This is a genomic window from Kitasatospora sp. NPDC058032 (assembly GCF_042885845.1).
Classification (GTDB): domain Bacteria; phylum Actinomycetota; class Actinomycetes; order Streptomycetales; family Streptomycetaceae; genus Kitasatospora.
This window is the reverse complement of sequence record NZ_JBHVRK010000002.1, coordinates 101,433-116,169: the sequence shown is the minus strand read 5'-3', so window position 1 is coordinate 116,169 and position 14,737 is coordinate 101,433. Positions and strand designations below refer to the sequence as shown.

Annotated in this window: 13 protein-coding genes; 5 read left to right on the top strand and 8 right to left on the bottom strand. The window is 74.7% G+C overall.

Annotated elements, in window-relative coordinates:
* Positions 1–42 precede the first annotated feature (42 nt).
* Positions 43–1,473, bottom strand: coding sequence for a S41 family peptidase (locus ACFVUH_RS03470; protein ID WP_387910915.1), 1,431 nt, complete (start codon positions 1,471–1,473; stop codon positions 43–45).
* Positions 1,460–2,923, bottom strand: a complete 1,464-nt coding sequence (locus ACFVUH_RS03465) for a S41 family peptidase (protein WP_387910913.1) — start codon at positions 2,921–2,923, stop codon at positions 1,460–1,462. The genes ACFVUH_RS03470 and ACFVUH_RS03465 overlap by 14 nt, the downstream gene beginning before the upstream one ends.
* A gap of 236 nt (positions 2,924–3,159) precedes the next feature.
* Here ACFVUH_RS03465 and ACFVUH_RS03460 point away from each other — a divergent pair, with 236 nt between their 5' ends.
* Together ACFVUH_RS03460 and ACFVUH_RS03455 are read left to right on the top strand one after the other, a co-directional pair.
* On the top strand, positions 3,160–3,372 hold the full coding sequence (locus ACFVUH_RS03460) for a hypothetical protein (RefSeq protein WP_344322900.1): 213 nt from the start codon (positions 3,160–3,162) through the stop codon (positions 3,370–3,372).
* Positions 3,373–3,415: 43 nt separating this feature from the next.
* A complete protein-coding gene (locus tag ACFVUH_RS03455; RefSeq protein WP_387911324.1) occupies positions 3,416–3,787 on the top strand; it encodes a toxin Doc in 372 nt (123 codons plus the stop codon).
* Between the two features lie 57 nt (positions 3,788–3,844).
* Here the strand turns inward: ACFVUH_RS03455 and ACFVUH_RS03450 are convergent, their stop codons facing one another.
* The 6 genes from ACFVUH_RS03450 to ACFVUH_RS03425 all read right to left on the bottom strand — a co-directional run bounded on the left by ACFVUH_RS03450 (position 3,845) and on the right by ACFVUH_RS03425 (position 10,861).
* The gene (locus ACFVUH_RS03450; RefSeq protein WP_387911322.1) at positions 3,845–4,537 is read right to left on the bottom strand and encodes a response regulator; all 693 of its coding nucleotides are present in this window, start codon (positions 4,535–4,537) and stop codon (positions 3,845–3,847) included.
* An 89-nt stretch (positions 4,538–4,626) separates the two neighbouring features.
* Positions 4,627–5,925, bottom strand: coding sequence for a sensor histidine kinase (locus ACFVUH_RS03445; protein WP_387910912.1), 1,299 nt, complete (start codon positions 5,923–5,925; stop codon positions 4,627–4,629).
* On the bottom strand, positions 5,922–7,028 hold the full coding sequence (locus ACFVUH_RS03440) for a hypothetical protein (RefSeq protein ID WP_387910910.1): 1,107 nt from the start codon (positions 7,026–7,028) through the stop codon (positions 5,922–5,924). The genes ACFVUH_RS03445 and ACFVUH_RS03440 overlap by 4 nt, the downstream gene beginning before the upstream one ends.
* 113 nt (positions 7,029–7,141) lie before the next feature.
* Positions 7,142–8,182: a hypothetical protein gene (locus ACFVUH_RS03435; protein ID WP_387910909.1), complete on the bottom strand. Its 1,041-nt coding sequence runs from the start codon at positions 8,180–8,182 to the stop codon at positions 7,142–7,144.
* 29 nt (positions 8,183–8,211) lie between these two features.
* Positions 8,212–10,353, bottom strand: coding sequence for a DUF6571 family protein (locus ACFVUH_RS03430; RefSeq protein ID WP_387910907.1), 2,142 nt, complete (start codon positions 10,351–10,353; stop codon positions 8,212–8,214).
* A gap of 19 nt (positions 10,354–10,372) precedes the next feature.
* Positions 10,373–10,861: a hypothetical protein gene (locus tag ACFVUH_RS03425; RefSeq protein ID WP_387910905.1), complete on the bottom strand. Its 489-nt coding sequence runs from the start codon at positions 10,859–10,861 to the stop codon at positions 10,373–10,375.
* A 233-nt stretch (positions 10,862–11,094) separates the two neighbouring features.
* Between ACFVUH_RS03425 and ACFVUH_RS03420 the strand changes: the two genes are divergently transcribed.
* From ACFVUH_RS03420 to ACFVUH_RS03410, 3 genes are all read left to right on the top strand, one after another.
* On the top strand, positions 11,095–12,264 hold the full coding sequence (locus ACFVUH_RS03420) for a CaiB/BaiF CoA transferase family protein (RefSeq protein ID WP_387910904.1): 1,170 nt from the start codon (positions 11,095–11,097) through the stop codon (positions 12,262–12,264).
* A 28-nt stretch (positions 12,265–12,292) separates the two neighbouring features.
* A complete protein-coding gene (locus tag ACFVUH_RS03415) occupies positions 12,293–13,435 on the top strand; it encodes an acyl-CoA dehydrogenase family protein (RefSeq protein WP_387910902.1) in 1,143 nt (380 codons plus the stop codon).
* Positions 13,436–13,496: 61 nt separating this feature from the next.
* Positions 13,497–14,711 carry an acetyl-CoA C-acetyltransferase gene (locus tag ACFVUH_RS03410; protein WP_355368776.1) on the top strand — a complete coding sequence of 405 codons (1,215 nt, stop codon included), beginning with the start codon at positions 13,497–13,499 and terminating at the stop codon, positions 14,709–14,711.
* The last annotated feature ends 26 nt before the right edge of the window (positions 14,712–14,737 follow it).

The following is a 14,737-nucleotide window of genomic DNA, read 5'->3' as shown; positions in this document are numbered from 1 at the left end:
GCAGCACCGGCGCTCCTGCGCCGGCCGGTCGGCCCGGGCCGGTCAGCCCGGGCCGGACCCGGCGGTGAGCAGCCGCCGCGCCTCGGTCAGGGCGGAGTCCTTCAGCCCGGCCAGTTCGGCCGGGGTGAAGACCGGGGTGCGGACGTCCGGCGGGATGCCCGGCCCGTCGAAGGTGGTGCCGGCGGGAGTGAGGAACTCCTCGTTCGGAAGGAGGAGCAGGAGGTCCGAGGAGAGCCGGCGGGGCAGCTGGTCCGAGAAGACGCCCTGGGTGTTCTCGCCGATCCGGGTGACGTGCGGGCTGCGGCCCATCATCGCCTGGGTGAAGGTCTCGCCCGCGCTCACGGTCGAGCCCGAGGTGAGCAGCGCCACCGGCCCGGTGAAGCGGCTCGCCCCGGCGGCGGGGCGGACGGTCACCGGTTGGGGCCGGGTGAAGGCGGTCGGGTCGGCCGGGTCGTTGCGGGCCACCTTGCGGTAGGCCTGGTACGGCCGGTCGGTGAACCGGGAGGCGAGCCGCACGGCCAGCGCGTCCGAACCACCGCCGTTCACCCGGATGTCGATCACCACCCCGCGCAGCGGCCTGGCGCGCGGCCGGTCGAGCAGGGCGTCGACGGCCCGGTCGAGCTCGGCCTCCTGCTCCCGCTGGCCGCCCTGGTCGACGTAGTCGCCGAACGCGCTCACCCGCAGGTAGCCGATGCCGTCCGGGAGTTCGCCGACCCCGAGGATGCCGCCCCCGAACGGCTGCTCGGGGGCGGCCAGTTGGGCGCCGATCGGCGGCAGCACGGTGCCCAGAAGCTCCGGGGTCGGTGCCACGGTGCCGTCCCGCATCGCCCGGAAGAAGGTGGTGTACCTGCCGTCGGGGCTCGCCCGGAGCAGCGCGACGTGCGAGTCCCGGAGCGGCGCGACCATGGTGATGATCGTGTCCACCAGGTTCTCCGCGGTGACCGTCGGCCGGTACGTCGCCCGCGCGGCGTGCCAGTCGACACCCTTGGCGGCGAAGAAGGGGTAGTTCTCCTCGAAGCCGTCCCAGAACCTGTCGAACACCGCGAGGGGATCGTCGGAGACCGGCCGCGTGCACTGCGCCGGCAGCCCGTCGGGCAGCCGTTCCAGCGCGCGGGTGCCGGTGGCCCCGTCCCTCGTGTACACGGCCCGGTGGCGTCCGTGCGGGGTGATGGTCAGCTGGCCGAAGGGTGACCCGGGGGTGCCGTAGCGGACGGCGCCGCCGGGCAGCGGCGCGCCGAACCGGTCGGCGGAGGTCACCCCGGGCGTGCAACTGTTCCTGGTGACGTCGTAGGAGGTGAGTCGCGTGCCGGAGACGGTGAGCAGGGTGCCGTACCCGTCCATCCGCCAGACCCCGTCGAGCCGGGGGCCGGCGCCGCCCCCGGAGGCCAGGGCGGGCACGGCCGTGCCCGCCGTCACCACGAGGGCGACGGCGAGCACGGCCGCGGCACGGGCCGGCCGGTCAGCGCTGCGCACCGAGGATCCCGCGGGCCGCGGTCAGGGCGGAGTCCCGGCCCTGGCTCAGCTCCTCCGGGGTGAAGACCGGGGTGCGGACGTCCGGCGGGATGCCCGGGCCGTCGAAGGTGCTGCCGTCGCGGGTGAGGAACTTCTCGTTCGGCAGGCCGATGAGCAGGTCGTCGGAGATCAGTTTGATCATGACGTCGGAGAAGACGCCCTGGGTGTTCTCGCCGATCCGCACCGGCGCCGGGCGCCGTTCGGCCATCGCCTGGGTGAAGGTCTCGCCCGCGCTCACCGTCGAGCCGGCCGTGAGCAGGGCGATCGGCCCGGTGTAGCGGGTGGCCCCGGCGATGGGCCGGACGGTGAGCGGGTCCGGCCGGGTGTAGGCGGTCGGGTCGGCCGGGTCGTTGCGCGCCACCTTGCGGTAGGCGAGGAACGGCCGGTCGGTGAGCCGGGAGGCGATCCGCAGCCCCAGCGCGTCCGAACCGCCGCCGTTCAGCCGCAGGTCGATCACCAGGCCGTTCAGCCGGTCGGGGTGGGCCAGCAGGGCGTCCAGTGCCCGGTCCAGCTCGGCCTCCTTGGTCTGGTAGGGGGCGTCGGCGACGTACCCGTCGAAGGCGCTCACCCGCAGGTAGCCGATGCCCCCCGGGAGTTCGCCGACACCCAGCCGGCCGCGGCCGAAGGTCTGCTCGGGGGCGACGAGCTGAGCGGCGACCGCCCGCCCCGCCTGCTCCCGGGTCTCGTCGTCGGGATCCTGAGTGCCCGGGCGCTGCCCGCCGAAGACCAGGCCGAACCCGCCGTCGGTGCGCTTGCGTCCCAGCGCGGTGTGCGCGTCGCCGAGCGGTTCCAGGAGGCCGGTGAGGATCCCCTGGAGCGTGTCGGTGTCGGTCTGCGGGGTGATCCCCGCCCGTGCCTGCGCGCCCCGGGCCTGCCAGTCGATGCCCTTGGCGGCGAAGAAGGGGTAGTTCTCCTCGAAGTCCGCCCAGAACCGGTCGAAGACCGCGAGCGCGTCCTGCGGCGCCGGCCGCGTGCACCGAGCCGGCAGTCCGCCGGGCAGCCGGGACAGGTTCCTGGTCCCGACGGAGGAGTCCTCCCGGTACACCGCCCGGTTGCGCCCCTGGGGAGTGAGCGTCAGCTCCGCGTACGTCTTGCCCGCCCGGCCGTAGCGGACGGCGCCGTCGTGCCCGGGCGCGCCCACCTGCGTGCCGCCCAGGAAGCCCGGGGTGCAGCTGATCCGGGTCACGTCGTAGGTGGTGAAGGTAGCCCCGTGGATCTCGACGATCGTGCCGTACCCGTCCGTCTGCCAGACGCCCTCCAGCCGGTTGACGCCCGGCCGTCCCGCCGCGCCGTCCCCGTCCGGCGCGCCGCCGACCGCCCCGGCCGCGCCCGCCGTCCCCGCCGTGAGTGCGAGCGCGACCGCCGCGACGCCCGCCGCCCGGGCGATCGATGTCCTGTGTCCGATACCCATGCCGTGTCCTGTGCCTCCAGCTCCGGGCCTCCCCCGCGGAACCCCTCCGCCGCCCATGAGTTGACGGTACGGAGCGGTCCGGCCACCGGACGTCAGCCTGTGGAGCGGTCCGTACCCCGACCAGGGAGGTACACCGGCGGCGCCCGGATCCGACCGGCGGCGTACGCCCGCCCGGGGTGGTCTCGGGCATGCCGTCTCGGTGTCCAACTCCCTTGTGCTCCAGTACCATCGGCGCCATGCCAGCACTCAACATCGAGTACACGGAGCACGAACTCGCCGCCATTCGCGAGGCGGCCGCCGCCGACGGCAAGAGCGTCAAGGCCTATGTGCACGACCTGAGTGTGCGGGAGCAGCAGCGCCGGGTGTTCGTCTCCCACGCGGTGGCGTTCTGGAACGCGCACCGCGAGGAGTTCGACCGGGAGTTCCCGGAGGACGCGCCGGCCGCCTGAACGGGGCGGACGCGGGGGCGGGGGCGATGAGGGTGCCGCGATGATGCTGCTGCGGGTCGATCTGCGCTGGCTGCTCGACGTCCAGGAGCTGGCCTCGCCGGAGGACCTCAGCGTGCGGGACTACTCGGCGCTGCAGGCGGCCGTCGCCCGGCACCGGGTGAACACCGCGCAGCTGGGCCACGACGCCGATCCGGCCTGGTGCGCGGCTACTCTGATGCACACGATCGTGCTGCTGCGGCCGCTCCCGGTGCGCAACAACCTGTACGCCTGCATGACGACGGCGGCGTACATGCACGCGGCCGGGGAGGGCATCGACCCGCCGTACGGGGCGCTGGTGGAGCTGGCCCGGGACATCGCCGAGGGGCGGGCGGACGTGTTCGCGGCGGCCGACCGGATCCGCGTCTGGCGGATCTGAGCACCGGGCGCCGGGAAGCCCCTGAGCGCGGGGGTGCCGGAGGCCCGGGGGCGGTGCTCAGCCCGGCAGTACGAAGCCCGACTCGTACGCCGCGATCACCGCCTGGGTGCGGTCCCGCGCGCCCAGCTTGGCCAGCACGCCGCCCACGTGGGTCTTGACCGTCTCCTGGCTGACCACGAGTTCCGCGGCGATCTCCCCGTTGTTGAGCCCGACCGCCATCAGCCGCAGCACCTCCGCCTCCCGCCCGGTCAGCCGTCCGATCGGGCCCCGGTCGGACGCCTGGCGGCCGGCCCGGGCGGCGCCCGGCCCGCCACCCGGGGCCGCGTACCGCAGGGCCAGTTCGCGTACGGCCGCCGGGAACAGCAGCGAGTCGCCGCGCGCGATCAGCCGCACCGCCTGCACCATCTCCTCGGCCCGCGCCCGCTTCAGCAGGAACCCGGCGGCCCCCGCCCGCAGCGCGTCGTACACGTGGTCGTCGTGCTCGAAGGTGGTGACCACCAGGATCCGGGGCGGGTCGGCCATCCCGCCGACCAGCTGCTCGGTGGCCCGGATGCCGTCGATCCCCGGCATCCGGACGTCCATCAGCACCACGTCCGGCCGCAGTTCGCGCACCAGCGGCACCACCTCGGCGCCGTCGGCCGCCTCTCCGACGACGGTGAGGTCCGGTTCGGCGTCGATCACCACCCGCAGACCCGTGCGCACCAGCCGCTCGTCGTCGGCGATCACCACCCGGACCGGACGGCCGGCCATGGCCCCCGAGGCCTCCGCCACGTTCCCGTTGTCGTTCACCGCGCCCCCGTCGTTCACCGCGCTCCTGTCGTTCACCGTGCCCCCGTCGTTCACCGCGTTCCTCCCACCGGCAGCCAGACGGCCAGCCGCCACGTCGTCCCGTCGTCCGCCGGCCCGGCCTCGCAGCCCCCGCGCAGCGCCGCCGCGCGTTCGCCGATCCCGCGCAGCCCGCGCCCGCCGCCGGGCCGGCTGGGCCGCGACCGGCCGAGCGGGTTGGTCAGTTCGATCTCCAGCCGCCCGCCGGCCGGCGCGACCCGCAGCCGCGCGGGCGCGGAGCCGTCCGGGCCGGCGTGCCGCAGGACGTTGGTCAGGCCCTCCTGGACGATCCGGTAGGCCTCGCGGGAGAACGCGGCCGGCAGCCGGTCCAGCCCGGGGGCCAGCTCGGCGTCCACCGCCAGCCCGGTGCGGGCCAGCTGCCGCAGCAGGTCGTCCAACCCGGCGAGGGTCGGCCCGGCGGGCCCGGCCGCGTCGCCGTCCTCCTCGCGCAGCAGCCCCAGCACCGCGTCCAGTTCGGCGACGGCGCCGCGCGCGGTCTCCTCGATGGCGGCCAGCGCCTCCGCCGCGAACTCCGGGTCGGAGCGCAGCACCCGGGCGGCGGCCGAGGCCTGGATGCCCACGGCGCTCAGCGCGTGGCCGACCGAGTCGTGCAGCTCACGGGCCAGCCGGTTGCGCTGGGCGAGTACGGCGGCCCGCCGTTCGGCGGTGGCCAGCCGCTCGTCCGGGGTCGGGCCGAGCAGTACCGGCGCCCACCGTGCCAGCAGCCCGCCCAGGCCGGCGCTGGTGCCGACGATCAGCGCCAGCAGCGCGGCGCCGAGCAGCGGACCGGGCAGCCAGCCGGGCACACCCCGGTCCTCCCAGAACCGCACCGCCTCCTCGAAGCCGGTCGGCCGCAGGATCAGCACCACCGCGAACGGCGTACCGGCCAGCGTCATCCCGCTGACCACGCCGCCGAACAGCAGGTGCAGGACGAACCACGCGGCCGTCCGCCGCCGGGCCGCCCAGGACCGGGCCGGGCCGGTGACCACCTCCGCCGCCCGCCGGGGCGTGCACAGCGCCAGGGCCGCCGCGCCCTCCAGCGCCCGGACGGTCGGGACCAGGGCGGTGACGGCGGCCATCGGGAGCGAGACGGCGAGCGCGGCGAAGTAGAGCAGCACCTGCAGCAGCGAGCCCTTGCGCGGGTCCAGCGCGCCCAGCGCGACCGTCGCCAGCATCCAGTACGGCATCAGCAGCGCGCCGCCGAGCACCAGGTGCACCCAGCGCAGCCGGGCCCGCCGCCCGAACAGCGCACCCGCGGCCCGCCGCAGCGCGCCACCGCTCCCGTCCGGCTCCCGACCCGCCCCCGTGATCATTTCCCAGACTCTACGTCAGCGCCGCCGGGGGCCTCGGGGGTTCCGGCGGCCGGGCCGGTCGCCGCGGCCCAGGCGGTGTCCCGGACGGCGCCCGCCGCGGCCCGCTCGACCAGCGCGACCGCGCCCACGGCCAGCACCAGCAGCCCGGTCACCACCTGCACCGACTCCACCAGCGGCAGCAGCCCCGGCACCGCCGCGCGCGGGTCGGCGGGGGCCGTGACGGACGTCCCGAACGCCACCAACTGCCAGGAGCCCCAGGCGAACACCGAGCCGGCCGCGGTCCACAGCACCGCCAGCGGGCCGCGCAGCCGCCACTCCGGCCGGCGCCGGAACACCAGCACCAGCAGCGCCGCCACCGCGGTCACCGCCATCACGGCCGTCACGGCGTCCATGATCGCCACGCTCCGGCCGCGCTGCTCCTGCCAGGTCACCGGCAGCCCGGCGGCCCCGCCGAACGCCCAGTACAGCCGGGCCGCCGCGACCCCGGCGGCGAGCAGCGCGGCGACGCAGGCGAAGGCCCGCTGGGTGGTCAGCGTGGGGGAGTGCGGCAGGTCGCCGATCCGGTCGCGGCGCAGCAGCCCGGCCCAGCGCTCCCGGGCGTACAGCAGGAACCCGGTGATCAGCGCCAGCCCCTGGACGGCGAAGCCGCCGTACACCACGGTGAACACCCAGCCGCTCGGCCCTTCGTCGCTTCCGGGCCGCGCGGCCTCCGGTCCGAGCACCAGCGAGGACAGCAGGAAGAGCGGCAGGGCGACCAGGATGGTGCCGAGCAGTCCGGTCGCGACCCACATCGGGAAGGCCAGCAGCCCGGCCGGCGCGCGCCGCCCCCACGGCCGGACGAACGCGAACGCCAGGACGACGGCGATGGCGTCCATGCCGAAGGTGAGCAGGTTGAGGAGCCACAGGTCGTCCATGGCCTCGGCGTCCCCGGCCCCGACCGGGTGGCCGGTCAACCAGAGCAGCTTGAGGGTGAGGTAGGGGACGGTCGCCGCGACAGCCGTCCAGGCCGCGACGGTCCGCACCCGGCCGACAGGTGCGGGTACCGGTGGGACGGCGGTCGGGGCGGCCGGGGCCGTGGGCAGGAGCGGAAGCGTCGAGGTCATGCGCCCACACTCCCGCGCACCCGCCCGCCCGCACGTCCTCCGCCAACCGGATCCGCCTCCCCCGCCGGGGGGAACCGGAGGGGGAGGCGGCGGTCCTCGGGGAGGAGGGGCGGCTAGGGGATGATCGGCTCGCAGCCGATCGCCGTGCCGGCGGCGGAGAGGAACCGCGTCCAGACGGCCTCGGTGTCGGGAAGCAGGCGTTGGCTCCTGAGGGCCGGGGCGGGGCGCTCCTCGTAGTGGAAGTACGTCCTCCGGCCCTGGCAGAGGGCCACCACGTCCTCGTTCGAGCTGCCGGCCCACGTGCTCCGGCCGAACGCCGTGGAGTGCTCCCCCTCCGGCGGGAGGTCCACCGCCCGGGGATCGGTGACGACGGCAAACGATGCCACGGGCCTCCCGGTCGGCTTGTCGGTCACGTCGCAGGACCAGACGGGGGAGAAGGCCGTGGTGGCCTGCTGGCGGTACCAGTCCTCGTGGTCCGCGTCGGGTGCCCTGGTGACCGCCATGCCGGGCAGGCCGCAGAGGTTGTTCCAGTCGACCGGCTGCTCCGCGCCCGCCGGGGACAGCGTGCTCGGCGCGGGCGGGGTGCTGCCGCAGTTGCGGTCCTTCGCGGCGAGGCCGGCGAGCTCGACGGCGAGGCGGGCGACACCTTCCGCGTGGTCGCCGTCCTTCCCGTCGTGGCCGGTGCCGACCGAGGCCCGCAAGCCGGTGGGGCAGCCCTCCGGAAGCAGCGCCCACGCGCCACCCGGAGTCACCGCACCCACCGCACCGTGCTCGGCGAAGAGCCGCGCCCCGGGGCGGGATTCGGCACCGACGCTCCGGACCACGGAGATCCCGAAGCTGACGCTCTGCTCGGTGTCCCCGAACAGGCCGAAGCTCACTTTGGCGCTGCAGTACTGGTTCCGGTCCACCGCGGTGGGCGAGTAGTCAGCGGACTTCTCCTCGCTGATCCGCCCCGGCCCCAGTGCGGCGTGCACGGCGTCGGCGCTTGCCGCGCCCCCGCACACGCTGTCCGGCCCGAGGACGTTGGTGTACCTGAACAGCAGCACCCCGGACACCCCGGCCGTGATCGCCAGCAGCACCCCGGCCGCCCGCAGCCGCAGCGCCCGGGTGGTGAACCCGCGCCTGCTCAGTGCCGCGTCGACCCGGTCGCTCACGGGCTGGTGTTCCTTCGTCGGTTCGTTCATCAGTCCCGTCCGAGTGCCTGGCGGTAGGCGTTGTCGACGCCGGTCTGGTAGCTCTTGTCGACCTCGTTCAGCAGTGCCGTGGTGACGCCGCCGGTGGCGTTGAGCTCGTGCAGCGGGATTCCCGCGGCCTGGGCGCGCCCCCGGACCATCGCCTTGAGCTGCTCGTCGCCGGCTCGGAAGGTGTCGGAGATCTGTGCGGCGGCCTCCCGACCCGTATCGGCGACGATCTGGTTGGCGTGGACGGAGGTACCGACGTCGACCAGTCGTTGAACCAGATCGCCCACGACGGGGATGGGCGTCAGCGGTGCGCCGATCACGTGGTACTGCATCTTGGCGGTCCAGTTGGTGCGGAAGTTCTGGTCGTCCCGATGGTCGGCGATGACGTCGGTGCGCACGCCGCTGAGCGCGCCCATGACCTCGCCCGCCTCGTGGGCGAAGCCCTCGATCCGGTGGTTCGGATGGCCCGTTCGGTCCGGTTGGAACGCCTCGTCCGGGTACTCCTTCAGCCGACGGGCGATCTCCTCGGTCTCGGCGAGGGTGATGGGCTGGAACGCGGCGGGGTCCTCGGCGACGCCGCGGATGACCCGCAGCATCTGGTCCCGCCTGACGGTGAGCCCGCTGGTCTCCGAGGTCCCGCCGGTCTCCTTGCCCAGGATCTCGTAGGTGTCGGCGGCGTAGTCGGCGATCATCGCGCCGAACGGCCGGCGCAGTGCGACGGGCAGATCGTTCTCGGCGCCGGCGTGGTCGCCGCCGAAGTGGGTGATGGTGTCGGACATGATCCGGGCCATCGCCTCGTCGTGCGGGCGGACCGGCGGCTGGTCGCCGTGCGGGTCGCGGCCGGTGGTGGCGGCCTGGAGGGCGTCGCCGAAGGCGCCGCGCGAGGTGTCCCGGGCGAGGGCGTCGTCCTGATTGTGCTCGTAGCCCTGGTTGGGCCACGCCCGGTCCTTGAGCAGGTAATCGAGGTTCTTACCGGTGCCCGGGTCGAGGAACTCCTTGGCCGCTTCCGGGTGGTGGCTCATCGCCTTCATCAGCCCGCGCATCGGGTCGCCCTGCCGGCCGGTGACGGCGGAGTAGTCGGGACCCCAGAGCTCCTCGCCCTTGAGCCTGCTGCCGCGCTCGTAGTCGACCAGGTCGTTGCCGACCTTCGTCAGGAACGGCTTGTCGAAGTCGCCCTCGGCGCCCATCAGCTCGGTGAGCGCCCGGTAGTTCTCGTTGTACCCGGCCGCCGAGCCGCCGGGCCTGCGGGCGGCCTTGAGCAGCTCGTCCTCCCAGGCCCTGCCCATGCCGCCGTCCCTGGTGGCGGTGGCGAGCACCTGGCCGAGACGGCCGTAGAGGTCCTGGTACTGCGGAGCGTTGTGGTCGCTCCGGGCGAGGTCGCCGTAGACCTTGGCGTAGTCGAGCAGCGCCTCGGGGCCGCCGTGGCCGCCGGCGTTGAGGCTGTTGAGCAGGCTGGTGGAGAACTCCCGGGAGCCGGCGCCGGTGGCCATCAGGTCCTGCAGCCGCTTCAGTTCGTCGTCGGAGAGGCTGCCGCCCTTGGCCAGCAGGTCGGCGGCGCGCCTGCCGTCGGCCGCGTCGCCGCCGCCGTAGGGCTTGGCGTTGAAGGCGGTGGTGCTGGTGCCGACGTCGGTCTGCAGGGCGACGGCGGCACGCTGGTCGGCGGTGGTGGCCTGCTGGACGGCCTTGGTGAGCCGGGCGGACATCGCCTCGGCCTTGGCCTTCATCTCGGCGTCGTACTTCTTGATCGCCGCTCCGGCGTCCGGGTCGTTGTGCGAGCCGGGCATCGGCGGCCAGCGGACCTCCCCGTCGGCGCTGACGGTCATGGTCTGCGTCTCGGCGTCGTGGATCACGGCGTCGAGGGCCTTGCGGGCGGCGGTGAAGTCGGCGGCGGCGTCGCGGATGATCGCGGCGAGCGCCTTGGCCACCGCGGCGGCCTGGGTGACGTCGGTGTCGACGCCCTTGAGGGTGGCGCCCGCCTGGACGGCGGCGGGCCCCTCCCAGCCGGCCCGCTGCGGGGTGCCGGTGAGGTCGCGGGCAACGCGTGAGTCGAGGCCGTCCAGGGCCGTCGCCATCGCGGTCCAGGCGTCGGCGGCCTCGGTCACGCCGGCGAAGTCGGCCTCGTGGAGTTCCTTGAAGGACACCATGGGGGTTGCTCCTCTCCGCTCAGCGGCCGGGCCGGCCGAACCGGCCGGCGGTGGAGGTCTCGTTGGACTGGTAGGCGCGTTGGGTGGCATCGAGCCTGTCGGCGGTGCCGGTCAGCTTGTCGTGCAGGGTCTTGCACTGCTGGAGCCAGCGTTCGGTGGAGCCGGTGAGCGTGCCGCCGAAGGCGAAGCCGCGGATCCGACCGGCGGCGGTGGAGGCGTGCTCGGCGAGGTTGTTGCCGCCCTTGCCGTTGGCCTTGTCGAGGTCGGCGGCGATCTGGCGGGCGATGCCGGCCGAGGCGTTGAGCTCGTAGGGGCGGTCGAGCCGGGTGGTGGTGCCGCCCGGGTTCACGCCGGGGGAGGGGGACGGTACCGGGCCCGGCGCGGCGGCGGGGGTGCCCGCGGCGGGGGCCGGGGTCGGTCCCGGGGAGGGGGTCGCCCGGGGTGCGGGACTGGCGAACGGCGACGTACTGGGCGCGACCGGCCCGGTGGTGAACCCTGGGTAGACCATGTGCGGCTGCTCTTCCTTCCTCCGGATACGACGGAAGGTCAGCAGCCCCCCGCCGGGCACGACGGTACCCGGAGGGTCTGTCGGTGTACCGACGCACCCTCCGTGGTCGAGCCGGCGCGGACGCGTCACCAGGGGTGCGTCGGGGACGAGGGTCTTGTTACTGAACGGTCGCTTCCCTATCATCGCGAGTGTGACAGCTTTACTGTCAGACTTCGTGGACCCCCGGAGGGGAAGTGGCGTCCGAACGTGACAGCGTCGGGGCCGGGCGCGGCGGCCCGCTGGCCGGGGTCCGGGTGGTCGAACTCGCCGGGATCGGCCCCGGGCCGTTCGCCGCGATGCTGCTGGGCGACCTCGGAGCCGACGTCGTCCGGGTCGACCGGCCCGAACCCTCGCCGCTCGGCATCGAGCCGGCGTACGACGTCGCGGGCCGCAACAAGCGCTCGGTGGTGGTCGACCTCAAGGCCCCCGGCGGCCCCGGCCTGGTGCTCGACCTGGCCGCCCGCGCCGACCTGCTGATCGAGGGCTACCGGCCCGGCGTCGCGGAGCGCCTCGGCGTCGGGCCCGAGGCCTGCCTCGCCCGCAACCCCGCGCTGGTGTACGGCCGGATGACCGGCTGGGGCCAGGACGGACCGCTGGCCGCCCGGGCCGGGCACGACATCGGGTACACGGCGGTGTCGGGCGCGCTCGGCCTGGTCGCGCCCGCCGCGCCCGCCACCGCCCCCGAGGAGCCGCCCGCCCTCCCCGCCAACCTGCTCGGCGACTACGCCGGCGGCTCGCTCTACCTGGTCGTCGGCCTGCTCGCCGCCCTGCACCACGCCCGCGCCACCGGCGCCGGCCAGGTCGTCGACGCCGCCGTCGTCGACGGCGCCGCCCACCTCACCGCCGTCCTCCAGGGCCTGCTGGCCGGCGGGCGCTGGCAGGAGCGGCGCGGCGTCAACCTGCTCGACGGCGGCGCGCCGTTCTACGCCGTCTACCCGGCCGCCGACGGCGGCCACCTCGCGGTCGGCGCCCTGGAGCCGCAGTTCTACGCCGAGTTCGCCCGGCTGCTGGAGCTGGGCCCGGACGCGCCCGGCCAGTGGGACACCGCCCGCTGGCCCGAACTGCGCGCCCGGATCGCCGCACGCTTCGCCACCCGGCCGCGCGCCGCGTGGGAGGCCGTCTTCGCCGGGTCCGACGCCTGTGTGGAACCGGTGCTGACGATGCGTCAGGCGCACGCCCACCCGCACCTGGCGGCCCGGGGGACGTACGTCGAGGTGGACGGCGTGACCCAACCCGCCCCCGCCCCGCGGTTCTCCGCCACCCCCGGCACGCTGCGCCGCCCGCCCGGCCGGCCGGGCGCCGACACCGCCGAGGTCGCCGCCGACTGGGGCGTGCCCGGCCTCGCCTCGCCGCCGACCGCCTGACCCCCCTCACCCCGCCAAGGAGATTGCCGTGCAACGCGACCTCTTCACCGACGAGCACGAGGACTTCCGGGCCACCGTCCGGGCCTACCTCGCCAAGGAGGTGCTGCCGCACTACGACCGCTGGGAGAAGGCCGGCATCGTCGACCGCGAGGCCTGGCGGGCCGCCGGCCGGCAGGGCCTGCTCGGCCTCGCCGTCCCCGAGGAGTACGGCGGCGGTGGCACCGCCGACTTCCGCTACGCCGCCGTGCTGGCCGAGGAGTTCACCCGGGCCGGCGCCTCCGGTCTGGCGCTCGGCCTGCACAACGACATCATCGGCCCCTACCTCACCTCGCTCGCCACCGAGGAGCAGAAGCGCCGCTGGCTGCCCGGCTTCTGCGCCGGCGAGCTGATCACTGCCATCGCGATGACCGAGCCCGGCGCCGGCTCCGACCTCCAGGGCATCCGCACCCGGGCGGTCGACCGGGGTGACCACTTCCTGCTCAACGGCGCCAAGACCTTCATCTCCAACGGCATCCTCGCCGACCTGGTGATCGTGGTCGCCCGCACCACCCCCGAGGGCGGCGCGCACGGCCTCGGCCTGCTGGTCGTCGAGCGCGGCATGCCCGGCTTCGAGCGCGGTCGCAACCTCGACAAGATCGGCCAGAAGGCCCAGGACACCGCCGAGTTGTTCTTCCAGGACGTCCGCGTCCCCAAGCGGAACCTGCTCGGCGATCCGGACCAGGGCTTCCTGTACCTGATGCGCAACCTCGCCCAGGAGCGGCTCACCATCGCCGCCGCCGCGATCGCCGGTGCCGAGCACCTGGTCGAGATCACCACCGCCTACGTCAAGCAGCGCGAGGCGTTCGGCCGGCCGCTGGCCAAGCTGCAGCACGTGCGCTTCGAGATCGCCGAACTGGCCACCGAGTGCGCCGTCACCCGCGCCTTCGTCGACCGCTGCATCACCGAGCACAACCGCTGCGCGCTCACCCCGGCGGACGCCTCGATGGCCAAGTGGTGGGCCACCGAGCTGCAGAAGCGCACCGCCGACCGCTGCCTCCAACTCCACGGTGGTTACGGTTACATGGCCGAGTACCCGGTGGCCCGGGCGTTCACCGACGGCCGCATCCAGACCATCTACGGCGGCACCACCGAGATCATGAAGGAGATCGTGGGCCGCTCCCTGCTCGACTGATCCCCGCTGGTCTCCCGCTGCTCTCCGGCGTCAAACCCCCTGCCCCGAAAGGCTCCCCACCGTGACCACCGAAGCGTACGTCTACGACGCGATCCGCACCCCGCGCGGCCGGGGCAAGGCCACCGGCTCCCTGCACGGCACCAAGCCGATCGACCTGGTCGTCGGCCTGATCCACGAGATCCGCCGCCGCTTCCCCGGCCTGGACCCGGCGGCGATCGACGACATCGTGCTCGGCGTGGTCAGCCCGGTCGGCGACCAGGGCTCCGACATCGCCCGGATCGCCGCCATCGCCGCCGGCCTGCCCGACACGGTCGCCGGCGTCCAGGAGAACCGCTTCTGCGCCTCCGGCCTGGAGGCCGTCAACCTGGCCGCCGCCAAGGTCCGCTCCGGCTGGGAGGACCTCGTCCTGGCCGGCGGCGTCGAGTCGATGTCCCGGGTGAAGATGGCCTCCGACGGCGGCGCCTGGTTCGCCGACCCGATGACGGCCTACGAGACCAACTTCGTGCCCCAGGGCATCGGCGCCGACCTCATCGCCACCATCGAGGGCTTCTCGCGCACCGACGTCGACGCCTTCGCCGCCGAGTCCCAGGCCCGCGCCGCCAAGGCCCAGGCCGACGGCCTGTTCGACCGCTCGGTCGTCCCGGTCCGCGACCGCAGCGGCCTGGTCGTACTGGACCGCGACGAGTTCATCCGCCCCGGCACCACCGTCGAGACGCTGGCCGGGCTCAAGCCCTCCTTCGCCGCGATCGGCGAGGCCGGCGGCTTCGACGCCGTCGCCCTGCAGAAGTACCACTGGGTGGAGGCCATCGACCACGTCCACCACGCCGGGAACTCCTCCGGCATCGTCGACGGCGCCGCGCTGGTCGCCATCGGCAACCGGGAGACCGGCGAGCGCTACGGGCTGCGGCCGCGCGCCCGGATCGTCTCCGCCGCCGTCTCCGGCTCCGAGCCGACCATCATGCTCACCGGCCCCGCGCCCGCCACCCGCAAGGCGCTCGCCAAGGCCGGGCTGACCGCCGCCGACATCGACCTGGTCGAGATCAACGAGGCCTTCGCCGCCGTCGCCCTGCGCTTCATCCGCGAGATGGGCTTCTCCCCGGAGCAGGTGAACGTCAACGGCGGCGCGATCGCCCTCGGCCACCCGCTGGGCGCCACCGGCGCGATGCTGATCGGCACCCTCGTCGACGAGCTGGAGCGGCGCGAGCTGCGCTACGGCCTGGCCACCCTCTGCGTGGGCGGCGGCATGGGCATCGCCACCGTCGTCGAGCGCGTCTGACCCCGTCCTCCGCCCTCCTCCTCACC

What these genes read in the sequence shown, in the direction of transcription:
- ACFVUH_RS03465 (WP_387910913.1), bottom strand. Translation starts at nt 2,923, where the DNA reads ATGGGTATCGGACACAGGACATCGATCGCCCGGGCGGCGGGCGTCGCG.
- ACFVUH_RS03460 (WP_344322900.1), top strand. Translation starts at nt 3,160, where the DNA reads ATGCCAGCACTCAACATCGAGTACACGGAGCACGAACTCGCCGCCATT.
- ACFVUH_RS03455 (WP_387911324.1), top strand. Translation starts at nt 3,416, where the DNA reads ATGCTGCTGCGGGTCGATCTGCGCTGGCTGCTCGACGTCCAGGAGCTG.
- ACFVUH_RS03450 (WP_387911322.1), bottom strand. Translation starts at nt 4,537, where the DNA reads ATGGCCGGCCGTCCGGTCCGGGTGGTGATCGCCGACGACGAGCGGCTG.
- ACFVUH_RS03445 (WP_387910912.1), bottom strand. Translation starts at nt 5,925, where the DNA reads ATGATCACGGGGGCGGGTCGGGAGCCGGACGGGAGCGGTGGCGCGCTG.
- ACFVUH_RS03440 (WP_387910910.1), bottom strand. Translation starts at nt 7,028, where the DNA reads ATGACCTCGACGCTTCCGCTCCTGCCCACGGCCCCGGCCGCCCCGACC.
- ACFVUH_RS03430 (WP_387910907.1), bottom strand. Translation starts at nt 10,353, where the DNA reads ATGGTGTCCTTCAAGGAACTCCACGAGGCCGACTTCGCCGGCGTGACC.
- ACFVUH_RS03425 (WP_387910905.1), bottom strand. Translation starts at nt 10,861, where the DNA reads ATGGTCTACCCAGGGTTCACCACCGGGCCGGTCGCGCCCAGTACGTCG.